Source organism: Actinomadura rugatobispora (assembly GCF_055379765.1).
This window is the reverse complement of the sequence record NZ_AP029191.1, coordinates 6,823,709-6,840,241: the sequence shown is the minus strand read 5'-3', so window position 1 is coordinate 6,840,241 and position 16,533 is coordinate 6,823,709. Positions and strand designations below refer to the sequence as shown.

General features: G+C 71.1%; 12 protein-coding genes, 1 pseudogene and 1 riboswitch. Of the genes and pseudogenes, 9 read left to right on the top strand and 4 right to left on the bottom strand.

What is annotated here, in order from left to right:
* Positions 1-65: 65 nt before the first annotated feature.
* Positions 66-920: a serine/threonine-protein kinase gene (locus tag ACZ466_RS30535; RefSeq protein ID WP_378285234.1), complete on the bottom strand. Its 855-nt coding sequence runs from the start codon at positions 918-920 to the stop codon at positions 66-68.
* A gap of 389 nt (positions 921-1,309) precedes the next feature.
* Between ACZ466_RS30535 and ACZ466_RS30530 the strand changes: the two are divergent.
* From ACZ466_RS30530 to ACZ466_RS30500, 7 genes and pseudogenes are all read left to right on the top strand, one after another.
* Positions 1,310-2,603: pseudogene (locus ACZ466_RS30530) on the top strand (IS256 family transposase).
* A gap of 359 nt (positions 2,604-2,962) precedes the next feature.
* Positions 2,963-4,453, top strand: coding sequence for an LCP family protein (locus tag ACZ466_RS30525; protein ID WP_378292707.1), 1,491 nt, complete (start codon positions 2,963-2,965; stop codon positions 4,451-4,453).
* A gap of 139 nt (positions 4,454-4,592) precedes the next feature.
* Positions 4,593-5,099 carry a DUF4282 domain-containing protein gene (locus tag ACZ466_RS30520; protein ID WP_378292709.1) on the top strand — a complete coding sequence of 169 codons (507 nt, stop codon included), beginning with the start codon at positions 4,593-4,595 and terminating at the stop codon, positions 5,097-5,099.
* Between the two features lie 118 nt (positions 5,100-5,217).
* Positions 5,218-7,566, top strand: coding sequence for a serine/threonine-protein kinase (locus ACZ466_RS30515; protein WP_378292711.1), 2,349 nt, complete (start codon positions 5,218-5,220; stop codon positions 7,564-7,566).
* Entirely contained in the window at positions 7,563-8,732 is a 1,170-nt protein-coding gene (locus ACZ466_RS30510; RefSeq protein ID WP_378292713.1) for a response regulator receiver protein, read from the top strand. The genes ACZ466_RS30515 and ACZ466_RS30510 overlap by 4 nt, the downstream gene beginning before the upstream one ends.
* Positions 8,733-8,808: 76 nt before the next feature.
* The gene (locus ACZ466_RS30505; RefSeq protein WP_378292715.1) at positions 8,809-10,725 is read left to right on the top strand and encodes an AAA family ATPase; all 1,917 of its coding nucleotides are present in this window, start codon (positions 8,809-8,811) and stop codon (positions 10,723-10,725) included.
* A complete protein-coding gene (locus tag ACZ466_RS30500; protein ID WP_464041757.1) occupies positions 10,722-11,555 on the top strand; it encodes a 4Fe-4S single cluster domain-containing protein in 834 nt (277 codons plus the stop codon). The genes ACZ466_RS30505 and ACZ466_RS30500 overlap by 4 nt, the downstream gene beginning before the upstream one ends.
* A gap of 275 nt (positions 11,556-11,830) precedes the next feature.
* Here ACZ466_RS30500 and ACZ466_RS30495 read toward each other — a convergent pair whose 3' ends face one another.
* A complete protein-coding gene (locus ACZ466_RS30495) occupies positions 11,831-12,208 on the bottom strand; it encodes a hypothetical protein (RefSeq protein ID WP_378292717.1) in 378 nt (125 codons plus the stop codon).
* A 75-nt stretch (positions 12,209-12,283) separates the two neighbouring features.
* Positions 12,284-12,430 carry a hypothetical protein gene (locus ACZ466_RS30490; RefSeq protein WP_378292719.1) on the bottom strand — a complete coding sequence of 49 codons (147 nt, stop codon included), beginning with the start codon at positions 12,428-12,430 and terminating at the stop codon, positions 12,284-12,286.
* On the opposite strand from ACZ466_RS30490, the gene ACZ466_RS30485 reads away from it, so the two are divergent.
* The gene (locus ACZ466_RS30485; RefSeq protein ID WP_378292721.1) at positions 12,413-12,898 is read left to right on the top strand and encodes an FHA domain-containing protein; all 486 of its coding nucleotides are present in this window, start codon (positions 12,413-12,415) and stop codon (positions 12,896-12,898) included. The two genes, ACZ466_RS30490 and ACZ466_RS30485, sit on opposite strands and share 18 nt — an antisense overlap.
* Positions 12,899-13,344: 446 nt before the next feature.
* On the opposite strand, the gene typA is transcribed toward ACZ466_RS30485, so the two are convergent.
* Entirely contained in the window at positions 13,345-15,198 is a 1,854-nt protein-coding gene (gene typA / locus ACZ466_RS30480; protein WP_378292723.1) for a translational GTPase TypA, read from the bottom strand.
* 189 nt (positions 15,199-15,387) lie between these two features.
* A riboswitch (cyclic di-AMP (ydaO/yuaA leader) is annotated at positions 15,388-15,528 on the top strand.
* A 6-nt stretch (positions 15,529-15,534) separates the two neighbouring features.
* Between typA and ACZ466_RS30475 the strand changes: the two genes are divergently transcribed.
* Positions 15,535-16,512 carry a C40 family peptidase gene (locus tag ACZ466_RS30475; RefSeq protein ID WP_378292725.1) on the top strand — a complete coding sequence of 326 codons (978 nt, stop codon included), beginning with the start codon at positions 15,535-15,537 and terminating at the stop codon, positions 16,510-16,512.
* The last annotated feature ends 21 nt before the right edge of the window (positions 16,513-16,533 follow it).

Sequence of the window (16,533 nt, the reverse complement as noted above, 5' to 3'; positions counted from 1 at the left end):
CAAAAAAGACCCTGAACCAAAACGCCCCCACAGCCCATCGGCCTTCACGCCAAAACAACGATCCCCTAAACATGCGAAGGAGGCGATCCCAGATGATCGAAGATCTGTAGCGGCTCGCCATCAGACGTCCTCGCGGGAAATTCCACGGAAAGGCCACACGAAGCCAGTTCACGACGCGCGATATCGGGGCCCGATGGCCGATCCCTGGGATCATCGGCGCACAATTGCTCGACAACACGCCACAATCCGTGCGGAACACCGGCGGGCGCCGGTCCGACGCTCTGGCGCGGCTCAGGATCACCGGCCCCGGTCAGCATCCGCCAGCACACCATTCCCGCGGCGTACAGATCCTGCGCGGGTCCAGGACGGTTCCAGTCGAGCACCTCGGGGGCGAGGTAGCCCGGCGTGCCCACCGTGAAACCCGTCGTCGTGAACCGCATGCCGTCGTCCCCCAACGCGATCCCGAAGTCGGCCACCCGGAGATGCGGTGCCCCGACCGGACTCGGCTCCATCAGCAGGTTGGCGGGCTTGACGTCCCGATGCACGACCCCGGCGCCATGGATGTGCCCCAACGCGGTGAGCAACTGGTCCAGCAACTCGGCGGCGTACGCGGCGGGCAGACGGCCGTAGTCCCCCAGCAGCGTCTCCAATGAACCACCCCTGACCAGGTTCATCGCCAGGAGCACGTCCTCATCCGCCGGATACCACGCGTACGGCGTCACGACATGGGGATGCGCAAGCCGAAGCGCCCGCTCCCGCACCACGCGCAACCTGACGGACGTCCCCGTCTGACGCACCAGCTTGGCGGCGCAGTACTCCCCCCGGTGCCGGTCGAAGGCCCGCCACACACGACTCGATCCCCCCACCCCGATGCGGTCGAGCATGACGAACCGCTCCCCGATCACCCACCCCTCACTCACGCCACCGATCGTACGAAAACCCCCAACAACACGCGGCGTCCCAACACCCTCCCCCACAAGCCGCCCACGGCTACGTCCCCAAGGACACCCGACACCTGGCGACACTCCACCACCTGCACACCGCGGCGTCCTACGGAACAACCTGCCACCCCCAACCCCACATCCCCAAGATCAGGAACGACAAGCGGATCCGCACAATCACCACCCCCGCCAAAGCCGCAGAGCACAAGCAGGCTGTTCACACGCCCCCTCCAGGAGGGCCCCGACTTCACCACCACCAGCACAACCTTCGTGAGTCCCGCCCGTGCACCTCCCCACCAACGGCCTCAGCGCCGCGTTGAGGGGGGACTGTACGGTTTTCGGTGTAACTCCTGATCATGGAGTGACACATGACAACCGGAACGAGCACGGAGGCTGTGGTGGCCGAGTCCGACAAGCCGACCACGGCCGCGGTCGAGCAGGAGCTGGTCGGCCGACTGGTGGCCCAGGCCCGCGAGCAGGGCCTGGAGCTGACCGGTGAGGGGGGGCTTGCTGGCCGAGTTGACCAAGCGGGTGCTGGAGTCGGCGCTCGAGGGCGAGATCACCGATCACCTGGGCCGGGACCGCCACGAACGGACGGGCGAGGGTGGCGGGAACGTCCGGAACGGTCACCGTTCCAAGATGGTCACCACCGAGGTCGGCCGGGTCGAGATCGAGGTGCCGCGGGACCGGGACGCCACGTTCGAGCCGAAGATCGTCCGCAAGCGGCAGCGGCGGCTGACCGGGGTGGACGAGATGGTGCTGTCGCTGAGCGCGAAGGGCCTCACCCATGGCGAGATCTCGGCGCACCTGGCCGAGGTCTACGGCGCCTCGGTGTCCAAGCAGACGATCTCCACCATCACCGACAAGGTCATCGACGGCATGATCGAGTGGCAGAACCGGCCGCTCGACCCCGTGTATCCGGTGATCTTCCTGGACGCGATCCAGGTCAAGATCCGCGACGGGCAGGTCGCCAACCGCCCGATCTATGTGGCGCTGGCGGTCACCGCCGAGGGCACCCGCGACATCCTGGGGCTGTGGGCCGGGGACGGCGGCGGTGAGGGCGCCAAGTACTGGCTGCAGGTCCTCACCGAGCTGCGCAACCGGGGCGTGGACGACGCCTGCATGGTGGTGTGCGACGGGCTGACCGGGCTGCCCGACGCCGTCGCCCACGTCTGGCCGCAGGCCCTGGTCCAGACGTGCATCGTGCATCTGCTGCGCGGTTCCTTCCGCTATGCCGCCCGGCAGGACTGGGACAAGATCGCCAAGGCGCTCAAGCCGGTCTACACGGCACCGACCGAGTCGGCGGCGATGGAGCGGTGGCTGGAGTTCGCCGAGACCTGGGGCGCCAAGTACCCGGCGATCGTGCGGTTGTGGGAGAACGCCTGGGCCGAGTTCGTGCCGTTTCTGCAGTTCGACCCCGAGATCCGCAAGGTGGTGTGCTCCACCAACGCCATCGAGTCGGTGAACGCCCGGATCCGCCGCGCGGTCAAGGCCCGCGGGCACTTCCCCAACGAGCAGGCCGCCCTCAAGTGCGTCTACCTCGCGGTGATGAGCCTGGACCCCACCGGCACCGGCCGCAAACGCTGGATCGCCCGGTGGAAGGCCGCCCTCAACGCCTTCGACATCGCTTTCGAAGGCCGCCTCACCACCGCCGGCAGCTGACCTCAGCAATATCGAGTCACACCGTTAACTGGACAGACCCGTTGAGGGCGTTACCCGGTCCGACCACCAGGCGAGTTCGCGGTGAGTAGATACGCGGGACACAGAGCGCCGGGGGTGTGTATGGAGGGGTTCGGGGTGGGGGGCGGGCTTGAGAGGTGGGGTGGGTTCGAGCGGGGTTCGTAGGGGTGGGGTCGTGTGGATCACAGGGGGATCTGGTGAGTTTGGCAACGGTTTGGGGGGGGTTGCGCATCCAACCATTGGAAGGTCGTGATCTCCCACCACATGAGCATCCTGCCTAAACTGACCGAATCCTCAGACCACCCCCCGCCCTGGACAGGGCCTGCCCGAGACGGGACCGGATGAGCGAGAACGAGCCCAGACGCGATGACCTCGCGGGGGACGCCGGCATCCCTGACGGCGGCGACGCGGCACCCGCACCCGCCGGCGATGACGGATCCGCGACGAAGACCGGAGGACGCAAGCGCAAGGCGCGTACCAGGAAACAGAAGGTCCTGCGGGGTACGGCCATCGGCACCGCGGCGCTCGTGCTGCTGGCGGGCGCGGGGGTGGCGGGGCTGTACTTCGACATCATGGGGGGCATCGAGCAGAAGGACGCCAAGGCGCAGCTCGGCACCGACCGTCCGAAGAAGCTCAACAAGTCGCTGAACATCCTGCTGATCGGCTCCGACACCCGTGAGGGCGCCAACGCGCGGTACGGCGCGGCGGCCGGGATGACGGGGGCGCGTTCCGACACCGCGATCGTGCTGCACCTGTCGCCCAACCGGGACCAGGCGGTGGGGGTCAGCTTCCCCCGCGACTCGATGGTGAAGATCCCGGCGTGCAAGAAGGAGAAGGGCGGGACCGTTCCGGCGCAGTTCGGGATGCTGAACTCCGCCTTCGCGTACGCGGGTCCGACGTGTACGTGGAAGACGCTGGAGACGCTCACCGGCATCCATATCGACCACTTCGTGCAGGTCGACTTCGCCGGGTTCAAGCGCATGGTGGACGCCCTGGACGGTGTCGAGATCTGCGTCGACAAGCCGGTCAACGACCCCCGTGCGGAGCTGTTCCTCAAGGCGGGCAAGCAGACCGTCAAGGGTGAGGACGCCCTCGGGTACGTGCGGGCCCGGTACTCGCTCGGCAACGGTTCGGACCTGGAACGGATCGAGCGGCAGCAGAAGTTCATGGCCTCGGTCGTCAACAAGGCCACCAGCAGCGAGATCCTCACCGACCCGGCCAGGACCTACAAGTTCCTCAAGGCCGCCACCAAGTCGATGACCACCGACGACGACCTGGACCTGGACTCGATGCGCAGGCTGGCGGACGGGCTGCGCGGCATGAGCGCCGGGCAGGTGCGTTTTGTCACGGTCCCGGTGGAGCGTTACGCGCCTGACCCCAACCGCGTCCAGTGGAACGACGAGCAGGCCAAGCCGCTGTTCGAGGCCATCCGGCATGACAACGACCTGCCCGCGGAACCGGTGAAGCCCGCCAAGCCGCAGCAGGCCCTTCCGGGCCCGGACAAGGTGAAGGTCACGGTCGTGGACGCGGGCGGCGACGACAAGCTGGTCAAGCGCATCGTGAACCAGCTCGGGCGGCGCGGTTTCAAGGTGGAGAAGAAGGTCGAGAAGGCGTCCGACAGCCCCGAGAGCCGGATCGTGTACGGGCCGTCGGCCGAAGCGCAGGCGTCCGCGCTGGCGCAGGCCGTGCCCAACGCGATGCTGTCCGCGGACGCCGGCGCGCAGGGCGACGGTGTGCGGCTGGTCATCGGCAAGCCCGGCGTCCATCTGACGCCTCCGGCCATCAAGAACATCAACGGCGGCGTCAAGCCCGACCAGAACCTCTGCAAGTAGCGGGCGGCCCCGGCCAGTGCGTCGTGCGCGGGGATCGGGACACTCACTCGCGCGTCACCACGCTTCGGCGGGAATCGTTCTAAGGTCGGGCTTGCGCCCGCAGGTGTGCCTCTCGACGAGCCCGAGGAGAACGACGGCGATGACGTATCCTTCCGAGCCCGGCGGCCAGCCGCCGCACGCGCAGGCGCCCGGCCCGTACGGGCCGCCGCCTCCGCAGCATCCCGGGCGCGTCCCGGACCCGCGGCCCGCACAACCGGGGCAGGCGCCGATGGGTCAGGGGCCGATGGGAACGCCTCCTCCGCCGGGACAGCGGGAGCACCAGGAGTGGACGCCGCCGCAGCGCACCGAGAAGGGCTTGTTCGGGGCGCTGTTGGACGCGAACTTCAACCACCTGGTCACGCCGAAGCTCATCAGGCTGTGCTACATCATGGCGCTGCTGCTGATCACCCTCCAGTGCCTGATCTTCCTGGGGCTCGGGCTGTGGATCGCGACCTGGGACGACTGGTGGGCGTGGGGGATCATCATGGCGGTCGCCACGCCCATCGTCTGGCTGTTCGAGCTGCTCATGGTGCGCATCCTCATGGAGGCGGTGGTGGTGCGGTTCAAGGGAGTGGAGCACCTCCGGGTCATCAAGGACAAGATCTAGAGGGGCGCGTTAGGCTCGCGTCGAAGCGGGCGACATAGACGGGGCTGTACAGGTGGGCGACTTCGACGAGGAGCCGGGAGAGGACGCTCTGCCGCGTACGACCCGGCGGGACCCTGGTGTGACCCGTCGCGACCCGCATGTTCCGGGGCCGCGGCCCGGGGAGACCCGGCGGGACGGCGGGGCGGCTGCGGCCGCCTCCCCGTTGCTGAGGCTGCCCGGGGTGCTGGCGGAGCGGTTCGCGGTGGTGGCGGAGTTGCCCGTCCAGGGGGCGGAGTCCGATCTGCTGCTGGTGCGGGACGCGGGCGGCGGCGAGTACGTCGTGAAGCTGTTCCGGCGCGGCTATCACGCGGACCGGGACGTGTGGGCGAAGCTTCCGGCGCTGGAGTCGCGGCACGTGCTGCGGATCCTGGAGACCGGTGAGGCCGAGGGCCGCGACTACGAGGTCTCCGAGTACGCGGCGGGCGGGAACCTGCGGGCCCTGATGGGGAGCCCCGGCCTGGACGCCGCGGCCGTGGTGGCGCAGCTCGCGGACGGTCTGGAGGCGCTGCACCGGGCCGGGATCGTGCATCGCGACCTGAAGCCGGAGAACGTGCTCGTGCTGGCCGCCGATCCGCTGCGGCTGGCGATCGCGGACTTCGGGCTCAGCAAGGTGATCGACCAGAGCGTGATGTTCGCGTCGTCGTCGCGGACGCTGGCCTACGCGGCGCCGGAGTCGCTGTCGGGGCAGGTGTCCCCGGCGCGCGACTGGTGGTCGCTGGGGATGATCGTGCGCGAGCTGGCGACGGGCCGGGCGCCGTTCGCGGGGTTGAGCGAGACGGCGGTGGTGGACCATCTGGCGACGCGCGGGATGCCGGTGGACGAGGTGGCCGATGCCCGGGTCCGGCTGGTGTGCCAGGGGCTGCTCACGCGGGATCCGCGCAGGCGGTGGGCCGGTGCGCAGGTGGCGGAGTGGCTGGACGGCGGTGCCCCGGCGGTCGTCAAGGAGCAGGCGCCGCCGCGCGGGCCGGGGGTGCCTTTCGATGGGCGGCGTTTCGACGACCGGGGTGAGCTGGCGCGCGCGCTGGTGGCACGGTGGGACGCCGCGGCGTCGTTCTTCTTCGGGCGGGGTGAGTCGGGGGAGGCGTTCCGGGCGTTGCGGGAATGGCTCGCGGCGATTCCGGACGACAGCCGTATCGGGCTGGTCGACGGCTACCTGTCGCGGGACTTCCCTCCCGATGTGAAGTTGCTGCATCTGGTGCGGTGGCTCGATCCGGAGCTGCCGCCGCATTATCTCGGTCGGCGGGTCACGGCCGATGATCTGGCCGCGATGCCGATCCTGGCCGGTGATCGTGGGCATCCCGATCACGAGGTGGCGTGCCGTCTGGGCCGGGAGTTGTGGGAGCGGCGCCTGCTGCCCGCGCTGGCGGGTTTCGACGGCGGCGGGGATCTGGAGCGGGTCGACGAGCGTTGGCGGGCGCATGTCGGCGCGTGGAACGAGTTGGCGCGCTGGCTGCGCGAGCAGGAGGCCACCCCGCCCAGGCTGGCGACCTTGATTCCCGACGCGGGTGGAGCGTCCTCGGCCGGGTCCCCCGGTGTGGACGATCCACCGGTCGTGCTGCTCACGCTGCTGGCCCTGGCGGCGCGTCCAGCCGAGACCAGGGAGCGGATCGCCGCGGCGGCGGCCCGGGCGCGGGCGTCGGTCACCGAACGGGTCCCGTGGTTCGAGTGGATCGCGGACGGCGCCGGGGACGACCCGCTGCGCCTGCTGGCGGTGGCGAGGGCGGCGCCTGAGGCCGTCCTGGAGGTCGAGGCCCGTTCGCGGGATCGCCGTGCGGCCGAGCAGCGCTCGGACGACGCGCGCCGGCAGTGGGCCGAGCGGGAACGGCGGCGCCTGGCGGGCCAGGGCGGGGCGGTGCGGAGGGCGGTCGTCTGGTCGCTGCCTCTGCTGGCCCTGTGGCTCCTGGGGAGCTTGGTGGTCGGTGCGCTTTTCAGCGGCGGGGATGGGAGCGGCACGAGTTCCGTTGGGGGCTTCCAGCGGTCGTCTGGGGTGCCTCTAGGGGTGCTGCTGGTGTTCTCCTTCCTCGCGTGGGCCGTCCAGTGCGGCAGCGAGGTGGTGCTGGCGCGCGCGCAGGGAGAGGACTACCTGCCGCACGGCCCGTGGTCGTGGCTGTCGCGTTTCCTTGGGGCGAGTGGCCGCGGGCTGGCCAAGGCGTCGCAGACAATGTCCGGGGCGGCCCAGCGGACCGGCCGGCGTGGTTGCGGCCTGCTACTGCTCGGGGTGACCGTGCCGTTGCTGATCCTGCTGCTGCTGATGGCCGCGGTGACCTCGGTGGCGAGCCTGCTGTGGCTGCTGGTGCTGGTCGCAGGCCCGGCCGCGCACGCGGTCGCCGCGGGCGTGCGGCTGCACCGGTGGCGGCGGGACCATGCCGAAGCGGAGCGCAAGGCCCTGGCGGGGGCGGCGGGCCCGCACGAAGAAGGGACACGATGAGCAGCGGAGTCGAGGCCGATATCGCGCTGGACGCGGCGGTCGTCCTCAGCCTGGGGATGAACCGGGCGCTCGGCCGTACGGCCGGGCTCGCGGGACGCGGCGCGGAGGCGCTGGCGGCGCTGGCGGCCGGGCGGGCCGAGGCGCGGGCGGCCGCGCTGGCCGAGGCCGAGTCGTACGACCAGGCGCTGCGCCAGGTCCAGGAGCGCAACGCGCGGATCGCCGCGCTGGCGGAGACGCGGGAGAAGCTGGGCGCGGAGGTGCCGCTGCCCGCCCCGCTGGAGCTCGACGAGCGGCCCGCCGAGGCGCTGACGGCGTGGTGCGCCGAGACGGACCGGGCGCTGGACGGGGCGGAGCGGGCGCTGTCGGAGCGGCTCGCGGCCCGGGTCGCGGCGGAGATCTTCGCCACTCCGGAGGGCCCCGGTGAGGGTCTGCGGGCCGATCTGGGGACGTCCCCGGCCGGCGAGGCGCGCCACGCGGAGCAGGACGATCTGGAGGCCGTCCAGCGGACGCTGGAGCGGGTCCTGGCGCGCCTCCTCCCCGACGTCCCGGAGCAGGAGCGCCGGTCGGTCGCCGAGGCGGCGCGGCTGCTCGCCGGGGCGGTGTCGCCGGAGGAGGCCGAGGGCGCGCTGACCGAGGTCCGGCTGCGGGTCCAGGCGGCCAACCGCCGTACCGAGGGGTTGCGGGACGAGGCGCGGCGCGCGGCGGCCGAGCGGGACGCCGCCGAGCAGGCCGAGGCCGAGCGGCGGTACGTGCTGGGCTCCATCACCTCCGCGTTCGAGGAGATGGGGTACGAGGTCCAGGAGGGCTTCGAGACGCTGACGGCCGATGGCGGCGAGGTCGTCCTGTCGCGCGGGTCGTGGCCCGATCACAGCGTGCGGATGCGGGTGGACGACGCCGCGCACGTCCGGGCGGCGATGGTGCGGACCCGCCCGGCCCGCAACGAGGACGACCGGCGGCTGGACGTGGAGCGGGAGCAGGAGTGGTGCGAGGCGTTCGAGGCCGCCCGGGAGCGGCTGGAGGGCGCCGGGATCCGTTCCGAGGTCACCTGGAGGCTGGCGCCGGGTGTGAAGGAGTTGCCGGTCACCGACGGTACCCGCGGGAGCACGGCAGGGGAGACTAGGAAGCGAGCCGGACAACGCGAACGCCGTCGGGAGCGTGAGAAGTGACTGCCAGCCAGGCCACCGCCGGGCCGGGGCCGGTCCGTGCGCGGCCGGTCGCCGCCGCCGCGAAGGGGGTGGGCGCATGAGCGTCGACTCGCCGACCCTCGGGGGGCGGCTGCCGGGCTGGCCTCCGTTCATCAGGGAGCTGGACGCGACCCTTTCCGTGCACTCCCAGTACGTCCTGTCGGGGAACCTCTACGACAGCTTCCTGGCGCCTCCCCTGGAGGGGGTGGGCCCGGGCCGCCTGCTGACGCTGCGCGACCTGCTCTGGGAGTCGCTGCGTTCCAGTGGCTGCTCCTGCATGGTCGTGTACGACCCGGTGGACGGCTTGCAGGTGCTGCCCGACACCGGGGACGAGCTGTCGGAGGAGGCGGCGAAGGCGGCCGAGCAGCTGCTGGGCAAGCGCAAGGCGGACGAGAAGCCGTCCCTGGAGGCGCTGACCCGGCATCTGGCGGCGGTGGCGCGGCCGTCGGAGAACGTGCGCGCCGCGTTCGTGATCGACTCGGCGTCGCGGATCGCCCGTACCCCCACCGACCTGGAGCCCGCCGAGCGCGACTTCTTCCGGTTCTGCGCCAAGCTGTCGCGCAACGCCCGCCCGGTACGGGTCGTGGGCCCCCGGCCCAAGCCGCTCTACAACCCGATCGTGTGGCTGGTGGAGCGGCCGGGCGACCTGCCGCCGTGGCTGACGGCCGACAACGAGAACATCCGGGAGATCACGATCCCGCGGCCGCATCTGGGCGACCGGCAGGAGACGGCGCGGCTGCTGGCCCGCGCGTTCGGGGTGAGCGACGTGGGCGGCGACGCGGTCGCGGCGGCGGCGTGCGACGCGTTCGCCGAGCAGGCCGACGGGCTCACCCTGCAGTCGATGATCGAGGTGACCCGGCTGGCCAAGGAGCGCAACGTCGACCTGGCCGACCTGCCGGACGCGGTCCGCACCTACAAGCTGGGCGTGCTCGACAACCCGTGGAGCCGCGGCCATCTGCGCCGCCGGGTGCTGGAGGGCGAGCGCAAGGTCCCCGAACGGGTGATCGGGCAGCCGCAGGCGGTCACCAAGACCCTCGACATCCTCAAGCGCGCGGTGCTGGGGCTGTCGGGCGCGCAGGCCACCCGGTCGGGCAGCCGGCCGCGCGGGGTGCTGTTCTTCGCCGGCCCGACCGGCACCGGCAAGACCGAGCTGGCCAAGGCGATCACCGAGCTGGTGTTCGGGGACGAGTCGGCCTACCTGCGCTTCGACATGAGCGAGTTCTCCGGGGAGGGGTCGGGCGACCGGCTGATCGGGTCCCCGCCCGGGTACGTCGGGCACGAGGCGGGCGGCGAGCTGACCAACGCGGTCCGGGAGGACCCGTTCCGGGTGATCCTGTTCGACGAGATCGAGAAGGCCCATCCGCGGATCCTGGACAAGTTCCTGCAGATCCTGGAGGACGGCCGGCTGACCGACGGCCGCGGCAACACCGTGCACTTCTCCGAGTCGATCCTGATCTTCACCTCGAACCTGGGGATGTACGTCCAGGGCCGCGACATCACGGCGCGTTCGGACGTGGCGTCGCCGCCGGCGCCGCGGATCCAGAACATCGCGCCGGGGATGTCGTACGACGAGATCGAGGCGCGGATCAAGGGCGCGGTGGCCGACCACTTCACCGAGGTGCTGAACCGGCCCGAGCTGCTCAACCGGTTCGGCGACAACATCGTGGTGTTCGACTTCATCGGCCTGGAGGCCGCCAACAAGATCTTCGATCTCCAGTTCGCGAACATCTGCCGGCGGGTGACCGACGAGCACCGGCTGGTGCTGGCGGTGAAGGGCGACCCCCTGGAGACCCTGCGGGGGTGGTGCACCACCGAGCTGGACAAGGGGGGCCGAGGCATCGGGATGGCGCTGGAGTCCTACTTCGTCAACCCCCTGGCGCGCGCGCTGTTCGACCGCGACCTCGTCCCGGAGGAGCGGATCACCGTCTCCGGGATCCGCCGCGAGGGCAGCATCGTCCACCTGGACCTCCTGTGACGGAGCCCACCCGCCCCGCCGCTGAGGCCTCCGTCACCCCCGGGCAAAACTTCGGAACTCCGGCGGCGAACTCCGCATCCCAGGTAGAGAGAGGTGGAGCACCCGCTGAGGGGCGGGGGCTGCTTCTCGCCAAGGCGCACTACCCGGTGACCACACTCGGCCCGGGCGTGCGGGCGGGCATCTGGACGCAGGGATGCACGCTGCACTGCCCCGGGTGCCTGTCCCGCGACACGTGGGACGCCGATCCGGGTAAGGAAGTGCCGGTGGAGGCGGTGCTGGGATGGCTGGCATCGCTGCCGGGACCGGTGGAAGGAGTGACGATCTCGGGCGGAGAGCCGTTCCAGCAGCCGGGGGCGCTGGCCGCGTTGGTGCACGGTATCCGCAGGTGGCGGGACGAGTCTCACCATGAGACGATTCCATTGGACATTCTCGTCTACAGCGGATATGTCTACTCTCGGCTCTCGCGTTCTCCAGAAGCACGCGAGATCCTGGGGTCATGTGACGCCGTCATCACGGGGCCGTACATCGATCGGCTGAACCCTGGGGGGCGACACTCCCAGAGTGGCTCTCTACTCTGGAGGGGGTCGGCCAACCAGCGCGTCGTACCGCTGTCCCCGCTGGGGCAGTCGAGATACGGGGCCTTGACCGGCGCCGATGCCGCTAAGGAAAACGAAGACGCAGGGCCCCGAGTGCAGGTGTCCGTGGACGAAGGGCCGGAGGGAAGGCGGGTGTACTACATCGGGATCCCGCGTAGAGGTGACATGGAGCACCTCACAACGACGCTGGAGCGCGCTGGGGTACGAGCGGGGGATGTGTCATGGCGACCTTGAAATGCCCTGTCTGTGACGAGCCCTTCCAGCAGGGCGATCTGCTCTGCCTGAGCTGCGGGGCCAATCTTGCGCGCGCCGGAGGCGGTGGTCAGCAGCCACCGCGTCCGCAGCCTCCCGGTCCGCAGCAGCCGCACGGCCAGCCGTCCTACGACCCGTACGGCCAGGGCCCGCCACAGCCGCCGCAGCACCAGCAAGGCCAGCACGGCCAGCACCAGCCGCCGCCGTCCTACGGCGACTCGCCTTTCGGCGAGCCCAAGTTCGGTGACTCTCCGTATTCACAGCAGGCGCAGCAGCAGCACGGGCAGGGCCAGCACCAGCCGCCCGGCCCCCCTGGGCCGTCCGGACCGCCGCCCGGCCCGCCACAGCCGCAGCACGGCGGCCAGCACGGTCCCCCCGCGGACCAGTACGGGCCGCCCCAGCCGCAGTACGGGCCTCCGCAGCCCCAGTACGGTGAGCCGCAGCAGCAACAGCAACAGCAACAGCAGCCCGGCCCGCCGTCCCAGCAGGACCCGTGGGGCGCTCCCCCGCCGAGCCAGGGCCAGCAGCAGCAGGGGCAGGGAGCCGAAGGCGGCTGGGGGCCACCGCAGCCTCCCGCCGAACAGCACCAGCCCCCGCAGCCCCACCAGCAGTACGCGCCGCCGCCGCAGCAGCACCAGCAGCAGGGCGGGCAGCAGCAGGGGCAGGGGCCCGGGCAGCAGTCCGACCCGTGGGGCGCTCCCCCGCCGCCTTCACCGGACCAGTGGGGCCCGCCGCAGCCACCCGCGCACGACCAGCAGCAGGGCCAGCAGCACCAGTACGCTCCGCCGCCTCCCGGCCCCGCGGACAACCCGTACCCGCCGCAGCAGCAGGGCGGACCGATGCAGCCGCCGCCGCACGGGCGCGAGGCGACGCTGCTGCCGCCGGACGTCCAGGGCCAGCAGCACCGGCCCGGCCCCGACAGCACGGCGTACATGTGCCCCTACTGCGAGGCGGTGCTGAGCAACCCGGCCGCGGCCCAGTGCGAGTCGTGCCTGCGGCCCCTGCCGCAGCAGGGCACCCCCGTACTGCGCGTGCAGTTCCCCACGGGCGAGCTCAAGGTCTCGGTGGGCCAGCACCTGGTGCTGGGCCGGGACGCGGGCCAGTCACCGGTGGCGGGCACGTTCACGCAGTACGACAACGTGTCACGGCGCCACTCCACGGTGTGGCTCGACCCGTCCGGCACCGCCTGGGTCCGGGACGAGGGCTCCACCAACGGCACCTTCGTGAACGGCGAGCGCCTGCCGCGCGGTGTGGAAGCCCCACTCCGCGACGGCGACCAGCTCCGCCTGGCCGCCGACGTGACGGGCACCGTCCAGCTCAACTAGAAGAGGTCTTTTCATTGTGGAGGGGCGACCCTCCACACCACCCGGTGCGGGGCGAGCGCTCCCTGCGCTCGCCTGGGGGCTCGCTACGGGACCGGTCACCCCGGTGGGGGCCGGCCCCCACTCCCCCGGCAGGGAGGGCTCCGCCCCCCTGCACCCCCCGACAGCCATCACCGCACCCCCGATCACCACCGCAGGGGCAATTGAGGGGCCCAAGACCTCGCACAAGCCCATCGGCTCATTGGTGGTGCGTTGACCTGTGGGGATTGAAGTCCACGTTCGGTGGTGGTCAGGGGGTGCAGGGGGCGGAGCCCCTTGCCGGGGTGGGCGGCCCCGTAGCGAGCCGCCAGGCGAGCGAAGGGGCCGATCGCCCCGACCCGGGGGTCTGGGGGGTGGCCCCCCGGACCAACACAGCCCCCCAGGTGAACACCTCCCCCCAGACCACACTCCTAGCCGGCGCGCTTGGCTCGGGCTCGGGTGCGTTCGCGCTCCTTGGCGTCCAGGACGACCTTGCGCAGCCGTACGGCGGACGGGGTGACCTCGACGCACTCGTCCTCGCGGACGAACTCCAGCGCCTCCTCAAGGGTGAGCAGGCGCGGCGGGGTCAGCGTCTCGGTGGCCTCGGCGGTGGAGGAGCGGATGTTGGTCTTCTGCTTCTCCTTGCAGATGTTGACGTCCATGTCGTCGGAGCGGGCGTTCTCCCCGACGATCATGCCTTCGTAGACCTCGGTGGTGGGGCCGACGAAGAAGGTGCCGCGCTCCTGCAGGTTGATGATCGCGTACGCGGTGGCGGCGCCGGTGCGGTCGGCGACCAGTGATCCGGACGGGCGGGTGCGCAGCTCGCCGAACCACGGCTCGTAGTCCTCGAAGACGTGGTGGGCCATGCCGGTGCCGCGGGTCTCGGTGAGGAACTCGGTGCGGAAGCCGATCAGGCCGCGCGCCGGGACCAGGAACTCCATCCGGATCCAGCCGGTGCCGTGGTTGGTCATGTGCTCCATGCGGCCCTTGCGGACCGCCATGAGCTGGGTGACGGCGCCCAGGTGGTCCTCGGGGATGTCGATGGTGAGCCGTTCGACCGGCTCGTGCCGCTTGCCGTCGATGTCCTTGGCGACGACCTGGGGCTTGCCGACGGTGAGCTCGTAGCCTTCGCGGCGCATGTTCTCCACGAGGATGGCCAGCGCCAGTTCGCCGCGTCCCTGGACCTCCCAGGCGTCGGGACGCTCGGTCGGCAGGACCCGGATGGACACGTTGCCGACCAGTTCGCGGTCGAGCCGGTCCTTGACGAGCCGGGCGGTGACCTTGGTGCCCTTCCCCCGGCCCGCCAGCGGGCTGGTGTTGGTTCCGATGGTCATCGAGATGGCGGGCTCGTCCACCGTGATGAGCGGCAGCGGGCGCGGGTCGTCGGGGTCGGCGAGGGTCTCGCCGATCATGATGTCGGGGATGCCGGCCAGCGCGATGATGTCGCCGGGTCCGGCGTCGTCGGCGGGCTTGCGGGTGAGCGCCTCGGTCATCATCAGCTCGCTGATGCGGACCCGCTCGACGCTGCCGTCGCGCTTGCACCAGGCGACCTGCTGGCCCTTCTTGATGACGCCCGAGTGCACCCGGCACAGCGCGATCCGGCCCAGGTAGCTGGAGGCGTCCAGGTTGGTGACGTGCGCCTGGAGGGGGGCGTCGGGGTCGTAGGAGGGGGCCGGGATGGTCTGCTTGATGACGTCGAACAGCGGCTCGAGGTCGGGGCTGTCGGGCATCTCGCCGTTGCCGGGCTTGGCGAGGGAGGCCCGGCCGGCCCGGCCGGAGGCGTACACGATCGGGAAGTCGATCTGGTCCTCTTCGGCGTCGAGGTCCATGAAGAGCTCGTAGGTCTCGTCGACGACCTCGTCGATGCGGGCGTCCGGGCGGTCGGTCTTGTTGACGACCAGGATCACCGGGAGCCGCGCGGCCAGGGCCTTGCGCAGCACGAACCGGGTCTGCGGGAGCGGGCCCTCGCTGGCGTCGACGAGCAGGACCACGCCGTCGACCATGGACAGCCCGCGCTCGACCTCGCCGCCGAAGTCGGCGTGGCCGGGGGTGTCGATGATGTTGATGGTCATCCCGGCGTGCCGGACGGCGGTGTTCTTGGCCAGGATGGTGATGCCCTTCTCACGTTCCAGGTCGTTGGAGTCCATGACCCGGTCGTCGACGTCCTGGTTCTCGCGGAAGGCCCCTGACTGCCAGAGCATGGCGTCGACCAGCGTCGTCTTGCCGTGGTCGACATGGGCGACGATCGCGACGTTCCTGAGGTCATCGCGCGTGGAGATGGGCATGCGGTCTCGCCTTGGGTGAGAGTGGTGGGATCCGCCGCAGACGTGCGACCTACTGAGTCTACTTGGCCGTACGGCCTCTCCGCCCCGGACCGCCGCCCCATCTGTCACATTTGCTCTATTTGGCGAACTTTGCCCTCTCTTTGTAGTCTCCTGCAGATCCGGTCGTTGGAAGTCCCGCCCCCCGGGACGACGGCCGTACCGCCGAATCCCGCGAGGGAACCGGGGACCCAGGCCCCCGGGGTGAATCGGCGCACACTTCCGGGTGCGCCGTAGGGCGACTCCTGGCCCGAACCCGTCAGCTAACCCGGTAGGCGGCCAAGGAGAGGAGACACCGGTTTGACTCCGGTCCCCTGGAAGCGCCGCTTCGCCGTGCCCACTCTGGCGATCGTTGCGCTCAGCACCCCCATCGCCGCCGCACAGGCGGCCGTCCACTCCCCCGTACGCGCGCCGGGCCCCGGCGAGGACGAACTGCGCAAGCGGCTGGACGCCCTCAACACCGAGGCCGAGAAGCTCACCGAGCGCTACAACAAGACCCGCGTAGAGCTCGGCAAGGCCAAGCAGGCCGAACAGGCCGCCGCCAAGGCCGCCGCCACGCTCCAGGCCCAGGCCGCGCCCGCCCGCACGGAACTCGGCCGCCTGGCCGCGGCGAACTACATGACCGGCAGCCCCGACATGCTGTTCGGCGCCGGCGACGCCACCGGCCTCTCCGCCTCCGCCTACCTGGTGCAGAGCCGGGCCGCCGCCGTCAACGGGCTCCAGGCCCAGATCGACGCCGCCAACCGCGCGCGGAACGCGGCCGCCGCCAGGACCGCCCAGGTCCGGCAGGCCGCCGCCCAGGCCGAGACCGCCCGCCAGGCCGCCAAGGCCAAGGTGGACGAGGTGACCAGGCAGCTCGACAAGCTGACCACCACCACGGCCAAGGACCCCAAGACCGGGCTCAGCGCCACCGTGAAAGGCTCCGGGCTCCCCGCGAAGATGGCCCGCAAGGCCCTCGGCAAGCTCGGAAGCCCCTACGTCTGGGCCGCCGCGGGGCCGAACAGCTTCGACTGCTCCGGCCTGGTCGTCTGGGCCTACGGCAAGGTCGGCAAGCCCGGCCTCCCCCACTACACCGGCGACCTGTACGGGCAGGGCCGCAAGGTGAGCAAGGGCGAGCTGCGCTCCGGCGACCTGGTGTACTTCGGCGGCAGCCTGCACCACATGGGCATCTACCTGAGCGATGGCAAGTACCTGCACGCGCCGCGGACCGGCGACGTCGTCAAGATCTCCAAGATGTCCGACCGCTCCGACTTCGCCGGGGCCAACCGCATCGAGTGACCCGCGAACCGGCGGCGTTCC

Excerpts from the sequence above, each read along its gene's own strand:
- ACZ466_RS30525 (WP_378292707.1), top strand. The coding sequence starts at position 2,963 with ATGAGCGAGAACGAGCCCAGACGCGATGACCTCGCGGGGGACGCCGGC.
- ACZ466_RS30520 (WP_378292709.1), top strand. The coding sequence starts at position 4,593 with ATGACGTATCCTTCCGAGCCCGGCGGCCAGCCGCCGCACGCGCAGGCG.
- ACZ466_RS30510 (WP_378292713.1), top strand. The coding sequence starts at position 7,563 with ATGAGCAGCGGAGTCGAGGCCGATATCGCGCTGGACGCGGCGGTCGTC.
- ACZ466_RS30505 (WP_378292715.1), top strand. The coding sequence starts at position 8,809 with ATGAGCGTCGACTCGCCGACCCTCGGGGGGCGGCTGCCGGGCTGGCCT.
- ACZ466_RS30485 (WP_378292721.1), top strand. The coding sequence starts at position 12,413 with ATGCAGCCGCCGCCGCACGGGCGCGAGGCGACGCTGCTGCCGCCGGAC.
- typA (WP_378292723.1), bottom strand. The coding sequence starts at position 15,198 with ATGCCCATCTCCACGCGCGATGACCTCAGGAACGTCGCGATCGTCGCC.